Source organism: Nocardia sp. NPDC050793 (genome assembly GCF_040654065.1).
GTDB lineage: Bacteria > Actinomycetota > Actinomycetes > Mycobacteriales > Mycobacteriaceae > Nocardia.
The window spans coordinates 172,595-186,737 of record NZ_JBFAHG010000004.1 but is presented as its reverse complement, the minus strand read 5'-3'; the positions used below and the strand labels follow the sequence as shown (position 1 = coordinate 186,737).

Annotated in this window: 18 protein-coding genes; 11 read left to right on the top strand and 7 right to left on the bottom strand. The window is 68.0% G+C overall.

Going from position 1 to position 14,143, the window contains the following annotated elements:
- Positions 1-185 precede the first annotated feature (185 nt).
- From rpmF to AB0H50_RS15375, 3 genes are read right to left on the bottom strand one after another with little or no spacing between them, the layout of a single operon-like run.
- On the bottom strand, positions 186-359 hold the full coding sequence (gene rpmF, locus AB0H50_RS15385) for a 50S ribosomal protein L32 (protein ID WP_357452051.1): 174 nt from the start codon (positions 357-359) through the stop codon (positions 186-188).
- Position 360: 1 nt separating this feature from the next.
- Entirely contained in the window at positions 361-627 is a 267-nt protein-coding gene (locus AB0H50_RS15380) for a type B 50S ribosomal protein L31 (RefSeq protein ID WP_357452048.1), read from the bottom strand.
- Positions 624-1,946 (bottom strand): GTP-binding protein, encoded by a 1,323-nt coding sequence (locus AB0H50_RS15375; RefSeq protein ID WP_357452045.1) that lies wholly within the window; start codon positions 1,944-1,946, stop codon positions 624-626. Before AB0H50_RS15375 ends, AB0H50_RS15380 begins: the two co-directional genes overlap by 4 nt.
- Positions 1,947-2,089: 143 nt before the next feature.
- Between AB0H50_RS15375 and rpmB the strand changes: the two genes are divergently transcribed.
- From rpmB to AB0H50_RS15345, 6 genes are all read left to right on the top strand, one after another.
- Positions 2,090-2,326, top strand: a complete 237-nt coding sequence (rpmB, locus tag AB0H50_RS15370; RefSeq protein ID WP_357452042.1) for a 50S ribosomal protein L28 — start codon at positions 2,090-2,092, stop codon at positions 2,324-2,326.
- Between the two features lie 9 nt (positions 2,327-2,335).
- A complete protein-coding gene (gene rpmG / locus AB0H50_RS15365) occupies positions 2,336-2,506 on the top strand; it encodes a 50S ribosomal protein L33 (protein ID WP_357452039.1) in 171 nt (56 codons plus the stop codon).
- A 1-nt stretch (position 2,507) separates the two neighbouring features.
- Complete coding sequence (gene rpsN / locus AB0H50_RS15360; protein ID WP_357452036.1) at positions 2,508-2,813, top strand: 30S ribosomal protein S14; 306 nt, start codon at positions 2,508-2,510, stop codon at positions 2,811-2,813.
- Between the two features lie 32 nt (positions 2,814-2,845).
- Positions 2,846-3,100 carry a 30S ribosomal protein S18 gene (rpsR, locus tag AB0H50_RS15355; RefSeq protein WP_011211513.1) on the top strand — a complete coding sequence of 85 codons (255 nt, stop codon included), beginning with the start codon at positions 2,846-2,848 and terminating at the stop codon, positions 3,098-3,100.
- 416 nt (positions 3,101-3,516) lie between these two features.
- Positions 3,517-4,512 (top strand): beta-ketoacyl-ACP synthase 3, encoded by a 996-nt coding sequence (locus AB0H50_RS15350; protein ID WP_357452033.1) that lies wholly within the window; start codon positions 3,517-3,519, stop codon positions 4,510-4,512.
- Between the two features lie 39 nt (positions 4,513-4,551).
- Complete coding sequence (locus tag AB0H50_RS15345; protein ID WP_357452031.1) at positions 4,552-5,541, top strand: AvrD family protein; 990 nt, start codon at positions 4,552-4,554, stop codon at positions 5,539-5,541.
- An 11-nt stretch (positions 5,542-5,552) separates the two neighbouring features.
- Here AB0H50_RS15345 and AB0H50_RS15340 read toward each other — a convergent pair whose 3' ends face one another.
- On the bottom strand, positions 5,553-6,131 hold the full coding sequence (locus AB0H50_RS15340; RefSeq protein WP_357452028.1) for a TetR/AcrR family transcriptional regulator: 579 nt from the start codon (positions 6,129-6,131) through the stop codon (positions 5,553-5,555).
- Between the two features lie 129 nt (positions 6,132-6,260).
- Between AB0H50_RS15340 and AB0H50_RS15335 the strand changes: the two genes are divergently transcribed.
- From AB0H50_RS15335 to AB0H50_RS15320, 4 genes are read left to right on the top strand one after another with little or no spacing between them, the layout of a single operon-like run.
- Complete coding sequence (locus AB0H50_RS15335; protein ID WP_357452025.1) at positions 6,261-6,887, top strand: hypothetical protein; 627 nt, start codon at positions 6,261-6,263, stop codon at positions 6,885-6,887.
- A gap of 55 nt (positions 6,888-6,942) precedes the next feature.
- The gene (locus tag AB0H50_RS15330) at positions 6,943-8,544 is read left to right on the top strand and encodes an MFS transporter (protein ID WP_357452022.1); all 1,602 of its coding nucleotides are present in this window, start codon (positions 6,943-6,945) and stop codon (positions 8,542-8,544) included.
- 2 nt (positions 8,545-8,546) lie between these two features.
- Entirely contained in the window at positions 8,547-9,215 is a 669-nt protein-coding gene (locus AB0H50_RS15325; protein WP_357452020.1) for an HAD-IB family hydrolase, read from the top strand.
- A gap of 31 nt (positions 9,216-9,246) precedes the next feature.
- Positions 9,247-10,035: an AAA family ATPase gene (locus tag AB0H50_RS15320; RefSeq protein ID WP_357452017.1), complete on the top strand. Its 789-nt coding sequence runs from the start codon at positions 9,247-9,249 to the stop codon at positions 10,033-10,035.
- 119 nt (positions 10,036-10,154) lie between these two features.
- Here AB0H50_RS15320 and AB0H50_RS15315 read toward each other — a convergent pair whose 3' ends face one another.
- Complete coding sequence (locus AB0H50_RS15315; RefSeq protein ID WP_357453387.1) at positions 10,155-10,721, bottom strand: LysM peptidoglycan-binding domain-containing protein; 567 nt, start codon at positions 10,719-10,721, stop codon at positions 10,155-10,157.
- A 258-nt stretch (positions 10,722-10,979) separates the two neighbouring features.
- Between AB0H50_RS15315 and AB0H50_RS15310 the strand changes: the two genes are divergently transcribed.
- Positions 10,980-11,432, top strand: coding sequence for a hypothetical protein (locus tag AB0H50_RS15310; RefSeq protein WP_357452014.1), 453 nt, complete (start codon positions 10,980-10,982; stop codon positions 11,430-11,432).
- Positions 11,433-11,494: 62 nt separating this feature from the next.
- Here AB0H50_RS15310 and AB0H50_RS15305 read toward each other — a convergent pair whose 3' ends face one another.
- Positions 11,495-12,382 carry a TIGR01777 family oxidoreductase gene (locus AB0H50_RS15305; protein ID WP_357452011.1) on the bottom strand — a complete coding sequence of 296 codons (888 nt, stop codon included), beginning with the start codon at positions 12,380-12,382 and terminating at the stop codon, positions 11,495-11,497.
- 183 nt (positions 12,383-12,565) lie between these two features.
- The gene (purH, locus tag AB0H50_RS15300; RefSeq protein WP_357453384.1) at positions 12,566-14,143 is read right to left on the bottom strand and encodes a bifunctional phosphoribosylaminoimidazolecarboxamide formyltransferase/IMP cyclohydrolase; all 1,578 of its coding nucleotides are present in this window, start codon (positions 14,141-14,143) and stop codon (positions 12,566-12,568) included.

Sequence of the window (14,143 nt, the reverse complement as noted above, 5' to 3'; positions counted from 1 at the left end):
TGACCGCGGAACGACGCGGTCGGGCCTGCGCTCGATTCGGCAGCGGCGCTCGCCGACCTGGCACAGGCAAGGAAGGCCGAGTTCGGTTCGGCGGCAACACGACAACGCGTCGGGCTCGGCGGAGCACACCGCCGGGCCCGACGCGTTTCTCGTTGCTCGCCGTCGGCGACGGCGACGGCGCACGCTCAGAGGCGATCCAGGTCGATCAGACCACGTCGCACGGCCTGCACCAGCCGGCGCGGCACCTGGTGGACCACACCGCCGACGGTCACCGGCACCAGCGCGGGCGGCGTCGCCTTCCACTGGGAGCGACGACTGCGGGTGTTCGACCGCGACATCCTCCGCTTCGGCACCGCCATCTCAGCCCTCCTTTCCGGCGCGCACGCGCCTGCCGTACTTGCGCTCGAACTTCTCGACCCGGCCCTGGGTGTCCAGCACGCGGTGCGCGCCGGTCCAGAACGGGTGCGAGTCGGCGGTCACATCGACCACCAGCAGCGGGTAAGCATTGCCGTCCTCCCATTCGACGGTCCGCGCGCTGGTGGCGGTGGACCTGGTGAGGAACCGCTTGCCGGTGCTCGAGTCCTCGAACACCACCGGGTGGTAGTCCGGGTGGATACCTGTCTTCACTTTCCTTCTCCTCTCCGGATTTCGGTCTGCACGACCTCGTCGACCAGGCCGTCCTCGCACGGGTCGGCGTGCCAGTCGCCGAACGGGTCCTCCCACAGCGCGACCCGCTCGGGCGCGCGCTCGACCAGCCGCAGCTCGTCGTCCTCGACGAGCGCCCAGTGCAGCGCCTGACGGATCTCAGCGGGATCGGCGTCGTGCGCGAGGATCACCAGCGAGACGTCCCGGTCGCCGAAGCGGTCGTCCCAGCGCAACGCCGCGAGCGCCCGCCGGTCCGGATCCGCCCGCGCCACCTCGTCCTCGCTCATCGCGGCCAGCCAGCGGCCCGCGCCGCCGACGCGCAGCCCGCCGCCCGCGGACTCCAGCCAGACGACCTCGTCGGGCTGGGTGGCCAGCCAGATCCTGCCGCGCGCGGTCACCACGCCCTCGAAAAGCACGTCGAGGGCGTCGTGCAATCTGCCGGGATGGAAGGGCCTGCTCGCCGCGAACTCGATCAGGGTGACGCCGTGCTCGGCCACCAGCGGCGGCTGCCCGCGCAGCAGCGGCGCGTGCGCGTCGAAGATCCGCCCGCGGCGCGCCTGCGCCGGGACCCGCGCGAGCAGACCGTCGACGTCCGCGGTCGCGAGGGCGTCCAGGTCATCGATCCACGCGACGGGCGCGTCAGGAACCAGGCGGGCCAGCACGGCGCCGAGCCTGATCTGCTCCAAGGCGTCGAGCGCGGGGCCGATGGCCACCACAGCGTCGGCGAAGTCGACCTGGCCGACGGCTACTTGCGCGACAGTGCGATCGTCGTCCGCGGCGGCGAGGCCGCGCTCGGCGAGGGTCTCGTCACCGGTGGCGTCGGCCAGCCACTGCCCGCTGTCCAGACAGGTCAGCACCGCCTCGACACGGACGTCCCGCCCGGCGGGTCCGTCCACCCTGCCGACGACACCGGTCACCACGACATCATCGATGGCCTGGCACACCGCCTCGGCCTCGAAGGCCGGGTCGAGCGCAAGCACGATGCGCCGCACCGATTTCCGCATGGCCAGCGTGCACAGCAGCGGAAGCAGATCGGCGCGCAGTGTGCAGGAGACACAACCGTGCGCCAGTTCGAGCACGGTGGTCCTGGTGTCCGTCGCGGTCCGGACCGTGCGGCGCACGATGCCCTCGCGCAGCTCGCTCAACTCGTGGCGCACGACGACGGCGCCCTCGCCGCCGAGCAGCGCGTCGGCGAGACGGTCCACACCCGCCGCGGCGCGTCCCGGCAGGCCTGCGACCAGCACGACCGGCGTCCGGCCGTCGGGGTCGGGTGGGAGCAGGGCGGGATCAGGCACAACCACCGGAACCCCTTTCGATAATGATTTTCATTTACCGTTGAGCAACGCTACAGTGTCGAACAGTCATTGTCGAAAATGATTGTCACCTTCCCTTGTCCGCCCTCGCCGGCTCCGCCGGCCGCCATCCCCGAATGGAGGGAGCCCGCATGTCGGCCCACTGCCAGGTCACCGGGCGCAAGCCCGGATTCGGCAAGTCCGTGTCGCACTCACACAAGCGGACCAGCCGCCGCTGGAACCCCAACATCCAGCGCAAGACCTACTACCTGCCCAGCGAGGACCGCCGCATCACGCTGAACGTCTCGGCCAAGGGCATCAAGACCATCGACCGGGACGGGATCGAGGCGATTGTCGCCCGCATCCGATCGCGCGGAGAGAAGATCTAAGGAGCTGCCATGGCCTCGAAGTCCACCGATATCCGGCCGATCATCAAGCTGAAGTCCACGGCGGGAACCGGTTACACCTACGTCACCCGCAAGAACCGGCGCAACGATCCGGACCGCATGGTGCTGAAGAAGTACGACCCGGTGGTGCGCAAGCACGTCGACTTCCGCGAGGAGCGCTGAGATGGCGAAGAAGTCGAAGATCGCCCGCAACGAGCAGCGCAAAGCCGTCGTCGCCCGGTACGCCGCCCGCCGCGCTGAGCTGAAGGAACTCATCCGCGGACCAGCCACTTCCGAGGCCGACCGCGCCGCAGCACAGGCGGCACTGCAGCGACTGCCGCGCGATGCCAGTCCGGTAAGATTGCGCAACCGGGATGCAGCGGACGGACGTCCGCGCGGTCACCTCCGGAAGTTCGGCCTCTCCCGTGTGCGTGTGCGCGAGATGGCCCACCGAGGAGAGCTTCCCGGTGTGCACAAATCGAGCTGGTAAAAACCACCGATCCCGTAGAAGGAACCCCTGATATGGCAGTCAAGCGAGCACCGTCGAAGAAGGTCCGCGCGGAACAGGCCCGCCGCCCCAAGAAGAACCCGCTGATCGCCGCGGGGATCGAGACGGTGGACTACAAGGACGTGAACCTGCTGCGCACGTTCATCTCCGATCGCGGCAAGATTCGCAGCAGGCGCGTCACCGGGCTCACCCCGCAGCAGCAGCGTCAGGTCGCCGTCGCGGTGAAGAACGCCCGCGAAATGGCCCTGCTGCCGTTCACCAGCCGGTAGCGCGAGCTCTTCCTGCCCCGACGGCGGGGGTTCGGGTGCAGTACGCATCCGAGCCCCCGCCGTTGTCGTATCCACGGGTCGTCTACCGACGAGCCGCCCCAGGACGCACGGCGGACAATTCACAGTTATCGATCGAGTGAACCGGCACCACCGGCCGCACCTCGCTCGCCGGTCGCTTCACCGGGTGCGCATCACTCGATTACCAATTAGTAGTTAATTGAAGGCAATCTCTCGACAGTGGAACCTATGACGGTCGACAATCGAGCCATGTCAACAGTCTATGAAAAAACGTGACCTTCGTCACAGTTGCTTGTTATACAGGTGTTATAGCAATGTGATCTAATTCGCGAATTCGAGCCGGGTGATACATTCATTCATACAGAATTGATCATGTTCGCCTCTCGGGGGTGGGAAGTATGACGGCCTTACCAGCCGGAATTTTGATGATCGGATCATACCGGCCCGATCGAATTGTTTCCAATTCCGACCTGGCCCCCGAATTGGGTGTCGACGAAGAGTGGATAATATCGCGGACCGGAATTACCGAACGTAGATTCGCCGGAAATCACGAAACAGTAATTTCGATGGCCGCATCAGCCGCTCAGAAAGCGCTCGACGCCGCCGCAATGTCCGCTCGCCAGCTCGACGTCGTGATGCTCGCGACCTCGACCCATCTCAACCAGACTCCGGCCGCCGCGGCCATCGTCGCCGCCGAACTCGGCTGCGCCGGACCCGCCGCCTTCGACATTTCTGCGGGCTGCTCCGGCTACGCGCACGGCATCGGCCAGGCCGCCGCGCTGATCAACGCGGGCCAGGCCGACAACATTTTGGTCATCGGCTCCGAAAAGCTCAGCCACGTCATCGATCCCAACAACCGGTCGGTGGCTCCCATCTTCGGTGACGGCGCGGGCGCCGCGCTCCTCGGCCGCACCGAATCCGGGCACATCAGACGCACCGTATGGGGCAGCGACGGCACCCAGGCCCGCCTGATCAGGCAGGAACCGACGTGGGAGGAACTGCGCGCCGCGCCGACCACCACGGCCACTCCCTGCCTGCACATGGAAGGCACCGAAGTATTCCGCTGGGCGACCGGCGCGGTGCCCAAGATAGTTTCCGAAATCGCAGACGCCGGCGGTATCACGCTCGCCGACGTCGAGGTATTCATCCCGCATCAGGCGAATTTGCGAATCATCGACGGGGTTGCTCGCAAGCTCGGCTGGCAGGACGAATCGGTAGTGATCGCAGACGACGTCCGACGGGCTGGAAACACTTCCGCCGCCGCCCTTCCACTGGCGATCGACGACCTGGTGTCTTCGGGCCGGGCGAAGCCGGGACAACTTGCTCTGCAGGTTTCTTTCGGCGCCGGTCTTTCATATGCGGGACAGGTTTTCGACCTGCCCCAGGTTGCCTGAAACCGACTTGCTCGATCGCTCTTCGAAAGTTGCTCTGCCATGACCGTTTCTTTTTCCAGCTACGACGAGCCCCTCGGACCCCGGTCCGATCGATACTTCGGTGAGGGTTACAAAAAGGTCAGCCCGGAACTGACCGACCTCCAAATCCGCCGATCCACCCAGCTCGGCGCCAAGTACTCCGGTACCGCGCGCCTGAGCTACCCGGTCTCCTGGTCGACCAAGAAGCACCGCGAGCTCGTGCCGCACGTCAGCAGCGTCGACACGGTCATGCTCGCGGCCTCCCTATGCGACGCCGCGATCACGCACGCCCGCGATCTCAGCCCCGCCGAATCCTCGCGCATGTGGGTCCGCCAGGCGGCCGTCCGCGCGGGCGCGGCACCGCACGAGGACCTCGACCGCATTCCGGTCGAAGCGGAGATCACCACCACCGCCGCGGACGAGGCCGAAGAACTGGAGACCGCCTTCAAATTCCGCGTCGGCAACCTGACCGGCACGCTGACCATGGTGCATCCGGTCGGTTCCGGCACGCTGGACGTGCCAGGCGTCGACCACATCGCGCAGCTCAGCGACCTTTACGGACCCGCGCCGCATTACTACCTGAACGGCGTCAAGGACCACACCCTGACCGCGACGGACCTGACCGTCGACGAGTCCGCCTCCCGCATCAACAGCAGGCAGCGGGTGAACCCCGGCGTCGAGGGCGGCTACGTGGGCGCCGAATCGGCCTACTGGGACTCGGTCTCGCCGATCGACGCCATCGTCGGCGCGGCGCAGCTCTCCCAGATCCTGCTCTACCAGATGGACGGACTGGACCGCAGCAGCAGCAACACCCTGTGGATGCGCAAGCTCGAGTTCGTCACCGAGGGGCCGCGCCGCTCCTCCGCCGAGCCGTTCGACGGCACGGTGGAGATCCGCCGCACCTCGACCATCGACCGCGGCGGCCAGCGCTGGCGCAGCGCCGATCTGCTGATCAAGGAGTTCCAGGGCGTCACAGGGTTCTGCCTGCTCGCCCATCAGCTGCCCGACTAGGCATGCTCTGGCTACGGAGCGTCATCGAACCCGCAGTCCTCGCCGAGCGCGCATTGCGCGAGCGCGGCCAGCGCGGGGTCGTCGGCGTGTTCGGTGGCGTTCATCGCCAGCAGCGCGTTGAGCAGCATGCCGTTGGCGATGAATTCCCGCGCGCGCTCGGGACCGCACCCGGTGCGCTCGACCAGCAGGGTATACAGCGCGGAGACGAAACGCCGTGCGGCGGCGGCGATCTGCGGATGACCGGCGGCCGCGCTGAAGCCCTGCAACAGGACCACCAGGACGTCCCGGTTCTCGACCAGGCGGTTGTACACCCCGCCCAGCCGATCCCAGACCTCGGGCGATGCGGCCACCTCCGGATCCTCCAGTTCGGCGGTGAACGCGGTGAGCAAGGCGGCGACCGCCCGGTCGAAGACCTCCTGGAACAGATCGGCCTTGGTGCCGAACATGCGCACCACGTACGGCTGCGACACCCCGGCCTCCAGCGCGACGACGTCGGTGCTCGTACCCGCGTAGCCACCCCGCGAGAACGCCCGCCCCGCGGCCTCGAGAATCATCTCGCGGCGCTCGGCCGCGCTCAGTCTGGGCCTCATGTTGACAAGTTATCACTCGATTACTAGATTTTCGATGAACCCGGTGAGACCGCATTCCGCGTTCGCGTATTCCACTTGGCTACAAGGGGATACGCGAGGGTGTGGGCACCCGCGATACAAGGACGCCTGATGAAGGATGCACCCGCGCTACGACTGGCCGTGACCGGCGCACCGCGAACGGGTAAGACCACCGTTTGCACCGCACTCGCGCTGGCCACCGGTCTGGACTACGCGGCCATCTCCACCCACCTGGCCACCCCGGGGGCCGATCGCAGGCTGGCGCCGACGGTCGACGCCGCGGTGCGGGGCTTCGAACAGCGAGTGGATTCCGAAGCCAGGCTGGCCTCGGGTTTCATCTCCGACGGTTCGGTGCTCCAGGAATGGGTGGCGGCCGAGGCGCTGCGGCGGACCCGCAGGCTTCGGCGCTGGCTGTGGAACCCGCGCGACCTGCCCTATCGCATCTTCGAGAAGCGGTATCTGCTGGCGCACGGCGGAATCGTGACGCGGCGGGCCAACGTCACCTACGACGGGTTCGTCCATCTCCGGATGGACCGCGCATCGGCCACCGATGGCGATGACCGATACCGCACCACCATCGATCGACTCCTGCTCGACACCCTGCACGACGGGACCGTCCCCTATCTGGTGATCGGGGGGTCCATCGAAGAAATCGTCACCCGGGTGGCCGGCATGTATCAGCTACCACAGCTGATGCCGGTGCCCGACGCGGTCTCCGCAGCGTTGCAAGCCGCGTGAACAACAGCCGTCGCCGCATACCACCTGGACGCATACCACCTGGAGGGGAATTCCCATGGCATCCGCAGGCGCATTAACCAAGACACCACAACGATCGGACAGTGCGATCTGGACCCTGGTCGTTGTCGCCCTGGCCACGTTCATGCTGATGCTCGACCTCACCGTCGTCAACGTCGCACTACCCGACATCAGGGCGGCCTTCGATTCCACGTTCTCCGCGCTGCAGTGGATCCTCGACGCCTACGCGCTCGGCCTCGCCGCGGTGCTGCTCGCGGCGGGCTCGCTCGCCGACCGCATCGGCCGCAAGAAGGTCTTCGACGTCGGCCTGGTGATCTTCGTGCTGTCGTCGCTGGCCTGCGGACTCGCGCCGAACGACTTCGTGCTGATCGTCGCCCGCCTCGTGCAGGGTCTCGGCGGTGCGATCCTCTTCGCGGTCGGCCCGGCGCTGCTCGGGCACGAGTTCCGCGGTAAGGACCGCGGCATGGCCTTCGGCGTGTTCGGCGGTGTCGCGGGTCTGGCGATCGCGTTCGGCCCGCTGATCGGCGGCGGGCTCACCGAGACCTTGGGCTGGCGCTGGATCTTCCTGATCAACGTGCCGGTGACCATCGCCGCACTCGCCGTCGGTTACCTGAAGATGCGCGAATCCCGCAGCGACACCCCGCCGCCCGTGGACTGGACGGGCATGGTGACCTTCTCCGCGGGTCTGTTCTTCCTGGTCCTGGGCTTCATGCGCGGCGAGCAGGACGGTTGGACCAGCGGCCGGATCATCGGCTGCTTCGCGCTGGCGCTGGTGCTGCTCGCCGTCTTCACCTGGCTGCAGATCTCCCGGCCGTCCCACGCGATGTTCGACCTCACCCTGTTCCGCAACCGCACCTTCAACGGTCTGTCCGTGGTGACCGCGCTGTGCGCGCTCTCGGTGATGCCCGCGCTGTTCCTGCTCATCTCCTACGTGCAGAATCTGCTCGGCTACGGGGCCTTCTCCAGCGGCGTCCGCTTCCTGCCGCTGACCCTGCTGCTGTTCGTCGCCGCGGCGATCGCGGGCAGCATGGTCGCCAAGCTGCCGCCCGCGATCCTGGTCGGCGCCTCGCAGCTGCTCATCGCCGCGGGCTTGGTCGCGGTGCTGCTCGTCGAGCCCGGCTCCTCGTGGACCGCGCTGATTCCGGGCATGGTGCTGATCGGCCTCGGCATGGGCGTGTTCAACCCGCCGCGCGCCGCCTTCTCCATCGCGGTGACCACGCCGGACAAGGCGGGCATGGCCTCCGGAGTGAACGAGACCTTCCAGCAGGCGGGCCTGGCCATCGGCATCGCCGCGGTCGGCGCGTTCTTCCAGAACCGGGTGGGCAGCGCCTTCACCGAATCCGAGGCGGCGCGCACGGTCTTCGCCGACAAGGCCGCTGAGGCGGGCGACGCGGTGGCGGCAGGCGGTCCCTCCGTCGTCGCGGCCCAGGTACCCGAATCGGTCGCCGAATCGGTCCGCGCCGCAGCGGAATCGGCGTTCGTGAGCGGCCTGGAGAACGCCATGGTGCTGACCGCGGTGCTCGCGGCGATCTCCGGCGCGATCGCGTTCTTCACGCTGCGCAGCCGCGATCTGGACGAGGCCGCGCTGGCCACCCCCGGCGTGCCGACCGACGACGCCCAGCCAGCGCCGGTGGCCTGACCGTGCTGGCGACCAGGCCGCGCTTCGCGTTCACCGATGTGGACCACACCTTGCTGCGGATCAGCACGCTGCAACACTTCGCGCTGTACTTCTTCGAAGGCACGGGGCGTGCGGAGGTGCTGGCCATGCATCAGACGCGGATGCAACGCCTGGCCGCGACCGGAGCGGACCGGGAAACGCTGAACCGGAGCTATTACCTGCTCTGGACGGACATCTCGGTCCGCGAGGTCGAGGACGCCGCACGCGCCTGGCACGAGCGGGTGCGCGCCGACGGGCTCTACCGCGAGCCCGTGGTGCGCCGCTTGCGCGAGCTGCGCGCGCAGGGTGTGGAGACGGTGCTGGTGTCCGGCTCCTTCCGCGCCTGCCTGCGGCCCATCGAGCGGGAACTGGACTGCGCGGGCGTGCTGTGCACCGAGCTGGAAGAGCGCGGCGGCGTGTACACCGGTGCGGTGCGCAAGTCCCTCATCGGCGCGGCCAAACGCGCCGAGGTGGAGGCGTTCGCGGCCAGATATCCCGAGCACGATCTTGCGGGCGATTTCGGCTTCGGCGACCATCTCAGCGACGTCCCCGTGCTGGAAACTGTCGGCCATCCGGCGGTCGTCCCGGTCGACCCCGCGCTGGAGCGGGTCGCCGCCGCGCGGGGCTGGGAAGTGCTGCGGGACGACCATTGAGCGTGTCGACCACCGATCGATCGGAGGACCTGTGTACCTAGTCGGCGGACAGCGCCGCGACAGCCTGAAGTTGGCCATCTCCGGCACCTACGGCGTCGGCAAGAGCACGACGACCGAGACGCTCTCGATCGCCACCGGCATTCCGCGCACGCACGCGCTCACCTCCCGTGAGCTGCTGATCGATCTCGCTCCCGGCAAGACGGTGATGGAACTGAACTCCATCGAGCTGCTGCAGCTCGGGCTGCGCCGTTTCGAGGAACGGGTGCACAACGAATCCGGTGAAGGCTCTTTCATTTCCGACGGTTCCGTGGTGCACGAATGGGTGTACGGCACCGCACGGATGGCGGTAGGCATCAATCCCGGCGCCGGGTTGCTGCTGCGCACCGTGAAAGCGGCCGCGGGCATCGGGCGCAAGGCGCCGCTGCGGGAGTACACCGACATCATCGGCGACGTGGTCAAGGAAAGGGCCGGCAGGCTGTACGACGCCTATGTGCATCTGCCGGTAGAGTTTCCGATGAAGGCCGACGGTCACCGCCCGGTGTCCGAACCGTTCCGCAAGCTGTCCGACGACACGCTGCTGCAGGTGGTCAAGGACATCGGGCTGCCCTACGAAGTGGTGGGCGGGACCGTGCACGAACGAGTCTCCCGGATCATCGAGCTGTTCGACCTGGAGACCGTGATGCCGGTCGACGAGGCGATCGCCGAGGCCAAACGCCGGGTGGCGTCCGCGACCGAGGTGCTGGAGGACGACGACCGGTTCAAGGCCGCCCAGCGCAAGAAGTCGGTGTGGCGCAAGGTCTCCTACGCCATGCGGTACTGAACGCGAACGAAAGACCAAGGTGCGCAAGCACCCCCAGACCATCACGCGAAAGACGTGGGCCCCCGAGAGCTAGTCCCGGGGGCCCACGTTGCTTTTCGCCGGCCTACGCGGTCTGCCGCCTACGGGATGGTCAGCACCTGGCCGGGGTTGATCGCATCCGGGTTGGGGATGCCGCTGGCGTCGGCGATCTCCTGGTAGCGGTTGCCGTCGCCGTAGAAGCGCTCGGCGATGACCCACAGGGTGTCGCCCGGCTCCACGGTGTAGGTGCGCGGCTCCGGCGCGGGCGGCGGGGGCACCTCCTCGGCGACCGGGGCGGCCGCGGGCTGCTCCGGCTCCGGTGCGGGCAGCGGGTTGTCGGTGTCGGTGCCCGACGCCCACAGCGCGCTGCCGTCGGTGCCGTACAGCACCACATTGCGATCGGCCTGCACGACGAGCCGGTCCGCGTCCTTGTCGTTGGTCTCGGTCGACCAAGCGGCGCCCTCGCCCTTGTAGAGCACGAAGTTACCGTCGTGCTGTAGAATCGCTCGCTCCACACCCTGGTCGTGAGTCTGGGTGGCCCACACGACGTTTCCATCCGGTTCCGACAGCACGAGGTTGCCGTCCGATTGCAGAGTAAGGGTGTACGCACCGCCGGTCAGGGACTGGCCGAGTCCCAGTTCTTCGCCTACGTGCAGCGTGTCGCCCACGTTGTTCCTTTCGAAGATCACTGTGCAGAGCTTTCGACGTCGACGCGCACCGAAAGCCACTGGCGCGCATCGCCGCCGAATCTACAGTCAGGCCGAGACCGGCACTCGGATTACGCGCAGGCTTCGCGGAACGTTCACTGTATGCGCACCTTCGCCTTCGCTCCGGCCGTGCACTGTGCCTCGCCGGGCTACGTCCGGCAAGGCGTCCTCCGGCCATGCACGGGCATTCGACGGACGACGTCCCCTAGGGTGGTCGGCATGAATCGCCGACGCATCTCCCTCGCCGCCGTCGCATTGCTGCTCGGTCTCGCCGTCGCAGGCTGCGGCGGCTCGAATGACGATGGCGCACAACAGAACACTTCCCCCGGCGCGACGACGTCCGCTCCGAGCACGCCGAGCGAGGTTGCTCAGCCGCAGGGCCAGCCGTTCACCCCCGACCCGACGATCGTTGGCGCGCACCCGATTCCGTTCATGTCGTGGGCCCGCGTCGCCGACGACAAGATCGCCGTCAACTTTCAGACGGGCGCGCCGGAGTGCTACGGCGTGGACGCGGTGACCACCGAGACCGACAAGACGGTCACGGTGGAATTGCGCGGCGGCACCCGCGCCGACGCGGTCGGGAGGATGTGCGTGATGATCGCGGTGTTCGGCACGATGGAGATCCCGCTGAAGGCGCCGCTCGGCGACCGGGCGGTGCTCAGCGCGGGCTGATGCGAACGGCGGGCGTCCCGGTCGAATCCGCGCGCAGCGCGAGTCGACCGGACGCGCGCGGCTCAGCGCATGGCGAAGGTGTACTTCATGGCCTGATCCAGGGTGCCGTGGGTGAACTCGAAACCGTTGCCCACCAACGCCTTCGGCACCATCCGGTGCCCGTGCAGCAGCTCGGCGCCGCCCTCGCCGCCGATCAGCTTCAGCACCGCACCGGGCAGCGTCAGCCGAGCCCGCCGGTTCAGCGCGGCGGCGAAAGCGGTGGTGAACTCGGCATTGGTGACGGTCTCCGGTGCGGAGAGGTTGACCGGGCCCGAGACCGAGAAGGTCAGCAGCCAGTCCACCGCGGCGAGCCAGTCGTGCAAGGTGATCCACGGCAGGTACTGGCGGCCGGTGCCGAACTTGCCGCCCAGCCCGAGGCGGAACAGCGGGCGCAGCCGCTCGACCATCATGGAGTCCGCGGAGAGCACGTTCGCGGTGCGCAGCGTCACGACTCGGACACCGGCGGCGGAGGCGACCCCGGTCGCGGCCTCCCAATCCCGGCACATGGTGCCGAGGAAGTCGGGTCCGTGCGGCGCGAACTCGTCGACGTCCCGATCCCCGCTGTCGCCGTACCAGCCCGCGGCCGAGGCGTTGAGCAACACGGGGACGCCGGCCTCGGCCACCGCACGCGAGAGGACCTCGGTCGGCACGATGCGGCTGACGCGGATCTCCTCCTTGTATGCGGGCGTCCAGCGCTTGCCCGCGACGGTGGCACCGCACAGGTTGATCACCGCGCCCGCGCCGGCGACGATGCCGCCGTCGAATTCGGAACTGTAAGGGTCCCAACTGATTTCGTCGGGTCGTAGAGCTTCCCGGCGCACCAGGCGGACCACTTCGTGGCCGTTGTCGTTCAGCTTGGAGACCAGATACTTGCCGAGGAACCCCGATGCCCCAGCGACCACGATACGCATGCGTACATTCTGCACCATGAAAATACTGTTTCGGGGATTCCATACCAGATAATGAGATCCAGACGTCCAGTATGTTTTACTGAAAAGCCTTGCGGCGCCAGCACATCGACGGCAAGAACTACCGCGGACACAAGAAACGCGGAGGACGCTACCGTTCGGGACCGCCCTCCGCGTTCGTACGACTCAGTGCGCGAAGTGGCGAGACCCGGTGAGGTACAACGTCACTCCGGCCGCACGGGCCAGATCGATGGTCTCCTGATCGCGGACCGAACCGCCCGGCTGCACGATGGCGCGGATGCCCGCCTGGATGAGCTGCTGCGGACCGTCCGGGAACGGGAAGAACGCGTCGGAGGCGGCCACCGAGCCCTTGGCCCGGTCCCCCGCCCGCTGCACCGCGAGCTGCACCGCGTCGACGCGGTTGACCTGCCCCATGCCGACGCCGACCGACGCGCCGTCGTGCGCGAGCAGGATGGCGTTGGACTTCACCGCGCGGCAAGCGCGCCAAGCGAATTCGAGGTCGGCCAGGGTCTGCGCGTCCACGGCCTCGCCCGCGGCGAGGGTCCAGTTGGCCGAGTCGTCGCCCTCGGCGTCGAGAATATCGCGCTGCTGCAACAGCACGCCGCCGCTGATCGGGCGCAGCTCGACGCCCGCCCGCTGCGGCGGCTCGGCGACCAGGATGCGCACGTTCTTCTTGCGCTGCAACACTTCCACCGCGCCATCGGCGTAGGACGGTGCCACGATGACCTCGGTGAAGATGTCGGCGACCTGCTCGGCCATCTCCACGGTGACCTCGCGGTTGGCCGCGATCACGCCGCCGAACGCGCTCACCGGGTCGCAGGCGTGCGCCTTGCGGTGCGCCTCGGCGATGTCGTCGCCGATAGCGATGCCGCAGGGGTTGGCGTGCTTGATGATCGCGACCGCGGGCGCCTCGTGGTCGTAGGCGGCGCGCCAGGCGGCGTCGGCATCGGTGTAGTTGTTGTACGACATCTCCTTGCCGTGCAACTGCTCCGCCTGCGCGAGACCGACCGAACCGTCGTTGTCGGTGTACAGCGCTGCGGCCTGGTGCGGGTTCTCGCCGTAGCGCAGCACCGCCGCGCGCTCCCAGGAGCCGCCGATCCAGCCGGGGAACGGCGAGCTCGCCTGCTCCTCGGCCACGCCGGGAGCCAGCACAGAGGTCATCCAGCTCGCCACCGCGACGTCGTAGCTCGCGGTGTGCTGGAAAGCCTTGGCGGCCAACGCGGTCCGCTCGGCGAGGGTGAAGCCACCGGACTCCACCGCGGCGAGCACGTCGCCGTAGTCGCCGCTGTCCACAACCACCGCGACCGACGGATGGTTCTTCGCGGCCGCGCGCACCATGGACGGACCGCCGATATCGATCTGCTCGACGCACTCGTCCTGGCTCGCTCCGCTGGCCACGGTCTGGGTGAACGGGTAGAGGTTCACCACGACCAGCTGGAACGCCTCGACGCCGAGTTCCGCCAGCTGGTCGATGTGCTCCTGCTTGCGCGAATCGGCGAGGATGCCCGCGTGCACCCGGGGGTGCAGGGTCTTGACCCGGCCGTCCAGCGTCTCCGGGAACCCGGTCAGCTCTTCGACCTTGGTCACCGGGATACCGGCGTCGGCGATCTTGCCCGCCGTCGAGCCGGTGGAGACCAGCTCGATGCCCGCCGCGTGCAGACCGGTCGCGAGCTCGATGAGGCCCGTCTTGTCGTAGACGCTCACCAGCGCCCTGCTGATCGCCTTGCGCTCGCCCGGAACCAC